Source organism: Streptomyces griseorubiginosus, assembly GCF_017614965.1.
In the GTDB taxonomy this organism is placed as follows: Bacteria; Actinomycetota; Actinomycetes; order Streptomycetales; family Streptomycetaceae; genus Streptomyces; species Streptomyces griseorubiginosus_B.
The window spans coordinates 1-9,355 of the sequence record NZ_WVUG01000331.1 but is presented as its reverse complement, the minus strand read 5'-3'; the positions used below and the strand labels follow the sequence as shown (position 1 = coordinate 9,355).

Here is a 9,355-nt window from a genome sequence, read left to right as displayed (position 1 = left end):
CATGTCCGTCGTCCCGTATCTGCTCGGGGGTGGGTATGGGGGGCTCCACATCTATCAGACCGACGCAACCCTCACCGCCAGTCCCGTACTACCCACCCCTTTCCGGGCAACCTCGCGCACCCGCTCCACATGTTCGGAGAAAAGTTCTCGCAACCCGCGTAATGCCCGCGCCCCCTTCCGGCTCTCCACCGGTACGGGCCCACCGCAGGGCTCCGTACACCTGCCCGAGAGAGGAACCGCACGCCATGCACTACACCGTGGTGGAACGAGAGCTGGAGCTGAGACTGGTCCTGTCACCGGAGCGCAGCATCCCGGTCCCGGCGCGGCTGAGCTACCGCACCGACGACCCGTACGCCGTCCATGTCGCCTTCCACACCAACTCCGAGCACCCCGTGCACTGGACGTTCTCCCGCGATCTGCTGGTGGAGGGGGTGTTCCGGCCGTCGGGGCACGGGGACGTGCGGGTGTGGCCGACGAAGACGGAGGGCCGCAGCGTCGTGCTGATGGCGCTGAGTTCGCCGGACGGGGACGCCCTGCTGGAGGGACCGGCCGCGCAGGTGTCCGCCTGGCTGGAGCGGACGCTGCGCGCGGTACCGCCGGGGACCGAGGGCGAGCAGCTGGGGATCGACGAGGCGCTCGACCAGTTGCTCGCCCAGTGAGGGCACCCGCGCGCGGGTCAGAACAGCTTGCCGGGGTTGAGGATGCCCAGCGGGTCGAAGACCTGCTTGATCTGCCGCTGCATCTCCACGCCGACCGGGCCGATCTCGCGCGCCAGCCACTCCTTCTTCAGTACGCCCACGCCGTGCTCGCCGGTGATCGTGCCGCCGAGCCGCAGACCGAGGCCCATGATCTCGTCGAAGGACTCACGGGCGCGCCGGGAGGCGTCGGGGTCGGCCGCGTCGAAGCAGACGGTGGGGTGCGTGTTGCCGTCGCCGGCGTGTGCGACGACGCCGATGGTCAGGTCGTACTTCTCGGCGATCCGCTCGACGCCCTCCAGCATCTCGCCGAGCCGGGAGCGGGGCACGCACACGTCGTCGATCATCGTGGTGCCGGCGACCGCCTCCAGGGCGGTCAGCGACAGCCGCCGGGCCTGCAGGAGGAGTTCGGACTCGGCGACGTCGTCGGCGGGGACGACCTGGGTGGCGCCGGCGGCCTCGCACAGGGCGCCGAGCGCGGCGAGGTCGGCGGCCGGGTCGGGGGTGTCGAAGGCGGCCAGGAGGAGGGCCTCGGTGGTCTCCGGCAGACCCATGTGCGCCAGGTCGTTGACCGCCTTGACGGTCGTACGGTCCATGAGTTCGAGGAGCGAGGGGACGTGGCCGCCGGCCATGATCCGGCAGACGGCGTCGCAGGCGGCGGCCGCGGAGGCGAACTCGGCGGCCAGCACGAGCTGCCGGGGCGGCTGGGGGCGCAGCGCCAGGACGGCCTTGACGACGATGCCGAGCGAGCCCTCGGAGCCGACGAACAGCCGGGTGAGGTCGTAGCCGGCGACGCCCTTGGCGGTGCGGCGGCCGGTGGACATCAGGCGGCCGTCGGCGAGGACGACGTCCAGGCCGAGCACGTACTCGGCGGTGACCCCGTACTTCACGCAGCACAGGCCGCCGGACGCGGTGCCGATGTTGCCGCCGATGGTGCACATCTCCCAGCTGGAGGGGTCCGGCGGGTAGTAGAGGCCGTGTTCGCCGACCGCGCGGGACAGGGCCGCGTTGACGACCCCCGGTTCGACGACGGCGACCCGGTCGACGGGGTTGATCTCGAGGATGCGGTCCATCCTGGTCAGGGAGAGGACGATGCAGCCCTCGGAGGCGTTGGCGCCGCCGGACAGGCCGGTGCGGGCTCCCTGCGGGACGACCGGGACGCGTAGTTCGGTGGCGATGCGCATGACGTGCTGGACCTGCTCGGCGGTGCGCGGCAGGACGACCACCGCGGGGGTGCCGGCCGGGCAGAAGCTGGCCATGTCGTTGGCGTAGGACGCCGTGATGTCGGGGTCGGTGATGACGGCCTCGGCGGGCAGACCGGTCAGGAGCCGGTCGACGAGGTTTCCCGTGGCTGCGTCGGAGGGCGCTTCGATACGGCTCATGATCACAGCGTCGCACCCGGGGCCATCGGTGTGAACCCCGTCCACGGCACTGGAGGCATGCAGGGACGTGCTCGTCGTACTGACGCACAGTGAGCGCCATGGAGACGCAACAGGAGGGCCGGCGGCCAGGTGCCGGACGCCGCGCTCTGATCGCCGCCGTCGCCGGATGTGCCGTGCTCTGCGGGGCGCTGGCGCTGTGGCCCTGGGAGCGGCCGGCCGCGCACCGGCCCGTCGCACCGGCGCCGGGGGCCCAGGCGCTCACCGCCGTCACCACGGGCGTTCCGGCGGGTCTTCCCGAGCTGGCGGCGCTGATCGAGACGCGGCAGGCGCGGGTGCGGGCCCGGCCGGCGGACGCGGTGTCGTGGGCGGTGCTGGGGAGCGCCTATGTGGAGCGGGGGCGGCGGACGGCGGACGCGGCCGACTATCCGCGGGCCGAGCAGGCGCTGGAGACCTCGCTGCGGGTGCGGCCGAGCGGGAACGCCGAGGCGCTGGGCGGGATGGCCGCGCTGGCGAACGCCCGTCACGACTTCCTGTCCGCGCGGATGTGGGGCGAGGCGGCGCTGAAGCTGGCGCCGAAGCGGTGGACGACGTACCCGCTGCTGATCGACGCCTACACCGGGCTCGGCGACTACAAGGCGACGAAGAAGACCCTGGACCGGCTGCTGGAGCTGCGGACGGGGCCGGCCGTGCAGGCGCGGGCGGCGGCGGTCTACCGCGACCGGGGCTGGCGCGAGGACGCGGCGGCCGCCCTCACCGACGCGGCGGCCGCGGCCCGCTCCCCCGCCGAGCGGGCGCAGTGGCTGGAGCGGACCGGGCAGCTGGCCTTCGAGCGGGGTGACCTCAAGGACGCGCTGCGGCACTTCCAGGAGGCCGTCCGGGTCGACCCCGACCAGCGGGCCGCGCAGGCCGGGCAGGGGCGGACCCTGGCGGCGATGGGCCGGACGACGGAGGCGCTGAGCGCGTACCAGGTGGCGCTGGAGAAGCAGCCGTGCCCCCAGTACGCCCTGGAACTGGGCGAGTTGTACGAGTCGCTGGGGCTTGGGCAGGCGGCCCGGGTGGAGTACGACGAGGTGCGGGCGCTGGTGCGCAAGGACCGGTCGGGAGGCGTGGACGACGAGCTGGTGCTCGGGGTGACGGAGACCGACCACGGGGACCCGGCGACGGCCGTACGGCGGCTGCGGGCCGAGTACGCGCGGCAGCCCGGGATCGCGGTGGCCGACGCGCTGGGCTGGGCGCTGCACCGGGCCGGTGACGACAAGGAGGCGCTGCGGTACGCGACGGTGGCGACGGACAAGGCGCACGGCGGTGGGGTGCGCAGCGCGCTGTACTCGTACCACCGGGGCATGATCGAGCGGACGCTCGGGCAGGACGGGTCGGCACGGCTGGATCTGACGGAGGCGCTGCGGATCAACCCGTACTTCTCGCCGCTGGACGTCCCGGTGGCGCGGTCGGCGTTGGCGGGCCTCGGCGAGCCGCCGGACGAGCCGGTGCCCACCGCCCGGGCGACCCCGGAGGGCACGGAGGGTACGGAGGAGGAGGGGTGAGTCAGACGGCGGCCGTACCGATCAGCGCGTTGCGGGTCACCAGCGCCGCCAGCTGCTCCTCCCCCAGCCCCTGGGTCCCTTCCGGCCGGCACGGCAGCACCATGTAGCGGGTCTCCGCGCTGGAGTCCCAGACGGTGATCTCGGTGCCGGCGCGCAGGTCGAGGCCGAACTCCGCGAGCACGGCGCGGGGTTCGCGGACCACGCGGGAGCGGTAGGCCTCGGACTTGTACCAGCTGGGGGACGGTCCGAGCAGCCGCAGCGGGTAGCAGGAGCACAGGGTGCAGACGATGACGTTGTGCGTGCCGGGGGTGTTCTCGACGACCCTCAGCCGCTGGTACGAGCCCTCCATGAAGCCCAGTTCGCGCACGGCGGCCGTGCCGTCCGCGAGGAGCCGGGACCGGTAGTCCGGGTCGGTCCAGGCGCGGGCCACCACGCGGGCGCCGTTCGCCGGGGAGGCACCCGACAGATACGCGTCGATGGTCTCGTCCAGTTGCGCGCCGGAGAGCACGCCCTTCTCCTCCAGCAGTGTCTCCAGTCGCCGTACGCGCTGGGCGATCGTCGCGTCGGAGTGGTCACCGCTCATCGGCCCGGTCCTCCTCCAGATAGCTTTCCCACAGGTCCAGTACGACGTGGTGGTCGCCCTCGCCCCACAGGTCGCGGGCGTCGAAGCGGACGGCGTAGATCTGCTCGACCGGCGCGTGCCCGTCGCCCAGCGCGCTGACGTCGGCCAGCTCGGCCGGTCCCTCCGGCTCGACGACGACACCCCGCTTGCCGCGCGCGTACCGCGGCAGCCGGGTGTGGTGGGGCGGGTCGTGGCGGAAGGTGCGCACGCGCGTGCCGGGCGGGAAGCGGTCCTCAGCCATCGAGCTCACCCGGTTCATCGAGCTCACCCGGTTCCAGGACACCCTTGCGCTCCAGCAGCACGCAAACGGCGTGGAACCAGCGCTCGTAGTACGAGGTCGACAGGTACTCCCGCGGCGGCATCGACTCGATCGCGTCCCGGAACTCGTTGGTGTTGAAGATCCCCTTGGCGCCCAGGGCGTTGACGAGGCCCATGACCCGCGCCTCCCAGTCCGCGTGGAAGGGCTCGGGGTCCTCGGTGATGTCGACGGCCCCGAAGCCCTCGGTGCCGCCCACGTCGTTGATCCTGGCCATGCCTCAGACTACGGCGCGCGCTACTCGCTGTCGTCCTTGACGTAGATCGAGAAACGGCGCGAGCCGAGCTCTCCGGAGGCGAAGCCGATGCACAGCTTCGGTTCGGCTCCCCCGCGCACGCCGAGGCCCTCCGGCTCGCGGTAGGTGAGCGAGTACCCCGCCTGGGTGCGCATCCGCTGCAGGAGCTTCCCGGAGTGGATGTCCAGGCAGGACACATAGGCGTTGCCGTGTTTCGCCGGCGGGTTGCTGACGTCGTCGTAGGCGGTCCCGGCCAGCTGGTAGACGTGGTCGCCGTGCAGGGCGTAGCCCTGGAAGGCGATGTCGGGGTCGGGGTGCAGGCCCGTCTGCGCGAAGTCGGCGAGCGGGTCGTCGTAGTTCTTCGCGAGGAACGCCTCGAGGTCCCAGACGCGGTAGCGGGGCAGGCCCTTCATACGGTGGCGGACGGCGATGCGCTTCGACGTCATGCACACGGAGGGCTGGTTGCTGGTGGAGCCGGCTATCGGCTTGAGTATCTCGATGTCCGCGTTGGTGCGGGTGGCCCTGTCGGCGAAGCGGAAGCGGGTGACGCCCCGGCCGTAACCGCCCCTTGCGTCGCACTCGGTCCAGATCCAGGCGGTGCCGTCGTCGTCGTTCTGCACGCCCATGCTGACGCCGTGCCCGAAGCCCTTGAGGTACATGTACCCGAGCCGATTGCCCTGGTAGTCCAGCTGGTTGAGGCAGAGATCGCCGGCCTCGTGGCCGGTGGCGGTGATCTGCAGGACGTACAGGTGTTTGTTGTGCTCGTCGAAAGCGAACGACTGCAGGACCGTCGGCTCCTTCAGTGTGGCCTTCTTGGACAGCCAACTCTTCGACGGGACGGCCAGGTTGACGCGCGTGGGCACCTTGCTCCCTCAAGTCCTGTGGGCACCCCGTCGGCACCCGCAGGACTTGAGAATGTCAACTGGCGTTCACCGGTTGCAAGGTTGGGGGCTCACAGGTTTCCGCGCTTGGCCTGCTCCCGCTCGATCGCCTCGAACAGGGCCTTGAAGTTGCCCTTGCCGAAGCCCATCGAGCCGTGCCGCTCGATGATCTCGAAGAAGACGGTCGGCCGGTCCTGGACCGGCTTGGTGAAGATCTGCAGCAGATAGCCGTCCTCGTCGCGGTCGGCGAGGATCTTCAGCTCGCGCAGGGTGTCGACCGGCACGCGGGTGTCGCCGACCCATTCGCCGAGGGTGTCGTAGTACGAGTCCGGGGTGTCCAGGAACTGCACACCGGCCGCGCGCATGGTCCGTACGGTGCGGACGATGTCGTTGGTGTTGAGCGCGATGTGCTGGACGCCCGCGCCGCCGTAGAACTCCAGGTACTCGTCGATCTGGGACTTCTTCTTGGCCACGGCGGGCTCGTTGATCGGGAACTTGACCTTGAGCGTGCCGTCGGCCACCACCTTCGACATCAGCGCGCTGTACTCGGTCGCGATGTCGTCGCCCACGAACTCCTTCATGTTCGTGAAGCCCATGACCTTGTTGTAGAAGCCGACCCATTCGTTCATCCGGCCGAGTTCGACGTTGCCGACGCAGTGGTCGATGGCCTGGAAGGTGCGGTGGGCGGGCGGCTCGACGATCGGGGCGGCCGCCACGAAGCCCGGGAGGTAGGGGCCGTCGTAGCCCGTGCGCTCGACCAGGGTGTGGCGGGTCTCGCCGTAGGTGGCGATCGCGGCGAGGACGACCGTGCCGTGCTCGTCCTTGAGCTCGTACGGCTCGGCGACGCTCTTCGCGCCGTGCTCGAGCGCGTAGGCGTACGCGGCGCGGGCGTCCGGGACCTCGATGGCGAGGTCGACGACGCCGTCGCCGTGCTCGGCCACGTGCCGGGCGAGGAAGTGGCCCCAGGTGGTGGCGGGCTTGATGACCGAGGTGAACACGAAGCGCGCGGAGCCGTTCTCCAGGACGTAGCTCGCGGTCTCGCGGCTGCCGTTCTCCGGTCCGGAGTAGGCGACCAGCTGCATGCCGAAGGCGGTGGAGTAGTAGTGCGCGGCCTGCTTGGCGTTGCCCACGGCGAAGACGACCGCGTCCATTCCCTTGACCGGGAAGGGGTCGGCCTGCCGGGCGGTGTCGGGAGTGTGGTGTGTGGTCTGCGTCATGTCCGCAGCCTGGACCGCGCGGGCAAGGTGCGCAATAGTTTGCGTAATCGCTGGACAATCTGCTTAGCACCGACCCCGAATCAGCGGCTCTTCTGTACAGGATGACCACCGGCTCAGGAGGCTGCTGTGGCGATCGACGGACTGGACGGCAGGATCATCGTGCTGCTGGCGCGGGAGCCGCGGATCGGGGTGCTGGAGATGTCCCGGCGGCTGGGGGTGGCGCGCGGGACCGCGCAGGCGCGGCTGGACCGGCTTCAGTCGAACGGAGTCATCCGCGGCTTCGGTCCCCAGGTGGACCCGGCGGCCCTCGGCTACCCCGTCACCGCCTTCGCCACGCTGCAGATCCGCCAGGGCCAAGGGGCCGACGTACGGGCCCACTTGGCGACCGTGCCGGAGGTGCTGGAACTGCACACCACCACCGGCAGCGGGGACATGCTGTGCCGGCTGGTGGCCCGCTCCAACGCGGATCTCCAGCGGGTGATCGACCGGGTCGTCGGTTTCGATGGGATCGTCCGGGCCGCCACCGCCATCGTGATGGAGAACCCCGTTCCGCTGCGGATCATCCCGCTGGTGGAGCAGGCGGCCCAGGACGAGGAGAGCACCTGACCGACCGGCGGGGTGAGCGCGCGTGACCTTCTGGGAGTACCTGGGCGACCGGCACCGGCAGCTGCTCACGGACGCCTTCCAGCAGGCGAGCGCGGTGCTGCAGTGCATGGTCGCCGCGACCGTGCTCGGCGTGCTGATCGCCGTCCTCACCTACCGCAGCGACCGGGCCGGCGACCTGGCCACCACGGCCGCCTCGGCGGTCCTGACCATCCCCTCCCTCGCCCTGATCGGCCTGCTCGTTCCGGTCGTCGGCCTCGGCGCGCCGCCCACGGTGGCCGCGCTGACGCTGTACGGGCTGCTGCCGGTCGCGCGCGACGCGGTCGTCGGGCTGCGCGGGGTCGATCCCTCGCTGGTGGAGGCGGCGCGCGGGATCGGGATGTCCCGGTCGACGCGGCTGGTGCGGGTGGAGCTGCCGCTCGCGTGGCCGCCGATCCTGACCGGCATCCGGGTCTCGACGCGGATGCTGATGGGCATCGCCGCGATCGCCGCCTACGCCTCCGGGCCCGGGCTCGGAGGCGAGATCTTCCGTGGGATCGCCTCGCTGGGCAGCGGCAACGCGCTCGACCAGGTCCTCGCGGGCACCCTCGGGATCGTCGTCCTGGCGCTGCTGTTCGACGCCGCGTACGTCCTCCTGGGACGGCTGACCATCCCGAGGGGGATCCGTGTCTGAGCGTGCCACGACCGGGGCGGCCATCCGGCTGGAGAGCCTCACCAAGCGCTATCCGGGCCATCCGGAGCCCTCCGTCGACGACGTCAGCATGGAGATCGAGGCGGGCGAGACCGTCGTCTTCGTCGGGCCGTCCGGATGCGGCAAGTCCACCACACTCAAGATGATCAACAGGCTGATCGAGCCGTCCAGCGGCCGCATCCGGATCAACGGCGAGGACGTGACCGACACCGATCCCGTGAAGCTCCGCCGGAAGGTGGGCTACGCGATCCAGTCGGCCGGTCTCTTCCCGCACATGACGGTCGCCCAGAACATCGCCCTCGTCCCGAAAATGATCGGCTGGCCGAAGGCACGAATCAGGGAGCGCGTCGAGGAGCTGCTCGACCTCGTGGGGCTGGATCCCGGCGAGTTCCACGACCGCCATCCCCGCACGCTCCCCGGCGGGCAGCAGCAACGGGTCGGCATGGCACGGGCGTTGGCCGCCGATCCGCCGGTCCTGCTGATGGACGAGCCGTTCGGCGCGGTCGACCCGATCACCCGGGACCACCTCCAGGACGAGTTGATCCGACTGCAGCAGGAACTGCGCAAGACGATCGTGTTCGTCACGCACGACTTCGACGAGGCGGTCAAGCTCGGCGACCGGATCGCCGTCCTGCGCGAACGCTCCCGCATCGCCCAGTTCGACACCCCGGAGGCCATTCTCACCAACCCGGCAGACGAGTTCGTCTCCGGCTTCGTCGGCGCGGGCGCGGCCCTGAAACGGCTGAACCTCACCCGGGTCCGGGACGTCGGGATCACCGCCTGCCCGACGCTGAGCATCGACGACCCGCTCCAGGAGGTCGTCGGCCGGCTCCGCGGCAGCGCCACGAACGAGATCCTGCTGCTCGACAGGCGCCGCCGCCCCTACAAGTGGCTCCGGCGCCGGGACCTCGTGCGGGCGCGGGGTTCCCTGGCGCGGGCGGGCACGCCGGTGCGCTCCACGGTGACCAGGGACGCCACCCTCCGGGACGCCCTGGAGGCGGTGCTCAGCGACCACGCCGGGCGGGTCGCGGTGACCGGGCCGCGCGGTGAGTACGAGGGCGTGGTCGACATGGAGACGCTGATGAAGTCCGTACACCGACTCCTGCAGGCCGACCGGCTGGAGGCGCTGGAACGCCGGCACCAACTGGAGGAGGCGTGGGGTGGGAGGC

Annotated in this window: 11 protein-coding genes; 5 read left to right on the top strand and 6 right to left on the bottom strand. The window is 71.2% G+C overall.

Annotated features, from left to right (window positions below; all coding sequences use genetic code 11):
- The first annotated feature begins 245 nt into the window (after window positions 1-245).
- Window positions 246-659, top strand: coding sequence for an SsgA family sporulation/cell division regulator (locus GRC12_RS37615; RefSeq protein ID WP_208784711.1), 414 nt, complete (start codon window positions 246-248; stop codon window positions 657-659).
- Between the two features lie 17 nt (window positions 660-676).
- On the opposite strand, the gene GRC12_RS37610 is transcribed toward GRC12_RS37615, so the two are convergent.
- A complete protein-coding gene (locus tag GRC12_RS37610; RefSeq protein ID WP_208784710.1) occupies window positions 677-2,083 on the bottom strand; it encodes an FAD-binding oxidoreductase in 1,407 nt (468 codons plus the stop codon).
- A gap of 92 nt (window positions 2,084-2,175) precedes the next feature.
- Between GRC12_RS37610 and GRC12_RS37605 the strand changes: the two genes are divergently transcribed.
- On the top strand, window positions 2,176-3,621 hold the full coding sequence (locus tag GRC12_RS37605; protein WP_208784709.1) for a tetratricopeptide repeat protein: 1,446 nt from the start codon (window positions 2,176-2,178) through the stop codon (window positions 3,619-3,621).
- A 1-nt stretch (window position 3,622) separates the two neighbouring features.
- On the opposite strand, the gene nthA is transcribed toward GRC12_RS37605, so the two are convergent.
- The 5 genes from nthA to hppD all read right to left on the bottom strand — a co-directional run bounded on the left by nthA (window position 3,623) and on the right by hppD (window position 6,892).
- Window positions 3,623-4,204, bottom strand: a complete 582-nt coding sequence (nthA, locus tag GRC12_RS37600) for a nitrile hydratase subunit alpha (RefSeq protein ID WP_208784708.1) — start codon at window positions 4,202-4,204, stop codon at window positions 3,623-3,625.
- Window positions 4,194-4,484 carry an SH3-like domain-containing protein gene (locus GRC12_RS46585; protein WP_208784707.1) on the bottom strand — a complete coding sequence of 97 codons (291 nt, stop codon included), beginning with the start codon at window positions 4,482-4,484 and terminating at the stop codon, window positions 4,194-4,196. The genes nthA and GRC12_RS46585 overlap by 11 nt, the downstream gene beginning before the upstream one ends.
- A complete protein-coding gene (locus GRC12_RS46580) occupies window positions 4,477-4,776 on the bottom strand; it encodes an SH3-like domain-containing protein (protein WP_208784705.1) in 300 nt (99 codons plus the stop codon). Before GRC12_RS46580 ends, GRC12_RS46585 begins: the two co-directional genes overlap by 8 nt.
- Before the next feature lie 20 nt (window positions 4,777-4,796).
- On the bottom strand, window positions 4,797-5,657 hold the full coding sequence (locus GRC12_RS37585; RefSeq protein WP_208784703.1) for a phage baseplate protein: 861 nt from the start codon (window positions 5,655-5,657) through the stop codon (window positions 4,797-4,799).
- A gap of 89 nt (window positions 5,658-5,746) precedes the next feature.
- A complete protein-coding gene (hppD, locus tag GRC12_RS37580) occupies window positions 5,747-6,892 on the bottom strand; it encodes a 4-hydroxyphenylpyruvate dioxygenase (RefSeq protein ID WP_208784701.1) in 1,146 nt (381 codons plus the stop codon).
- Between the two features lie 126 nt (window positions 6,893-7,018).
- Between hppD and GRC12_RS37575 the strand changes: the two genes are divergently transcribed.
- The 3 genes from GRC12_RS37575 to GRC12_RS37565 form a co-directional block, all read left to right on the top strand.
- Entirely contained in the window at window positions 7,019-7,498 is a 480-nt protein-coding gene (locus tag GRC12_RS37575; RefSeq protein ID WP_208784699.1) for an Lrp/AsnC family transcriptional regulator, read from the top strand.
- 22 nt (window positions 7,499-7,520) lie between these two features.
- On the top strand, window positions 7,521-8,168 hold the full coding sequence (locus GRC12_RS37570; RefSeq protein ID WP_208784697.1) for an ABC transporter permease: 648 nt from the start codon (window positions 7,521-7,523) through the stop codon (window positions 8,166-8,168).
- Window positions 8,161-9,355 (top strand): ABC transporter ATP-binding protein (locus tag GRC12_RS37565; RefSeq protein ID WP_208784695.1); only part of this gene is annotated, 1,195 nt, incomplete at its 3' end. The genes GRC12_RS37570 and GRC12_RS37565, both read left to right, overlap by 8 nt.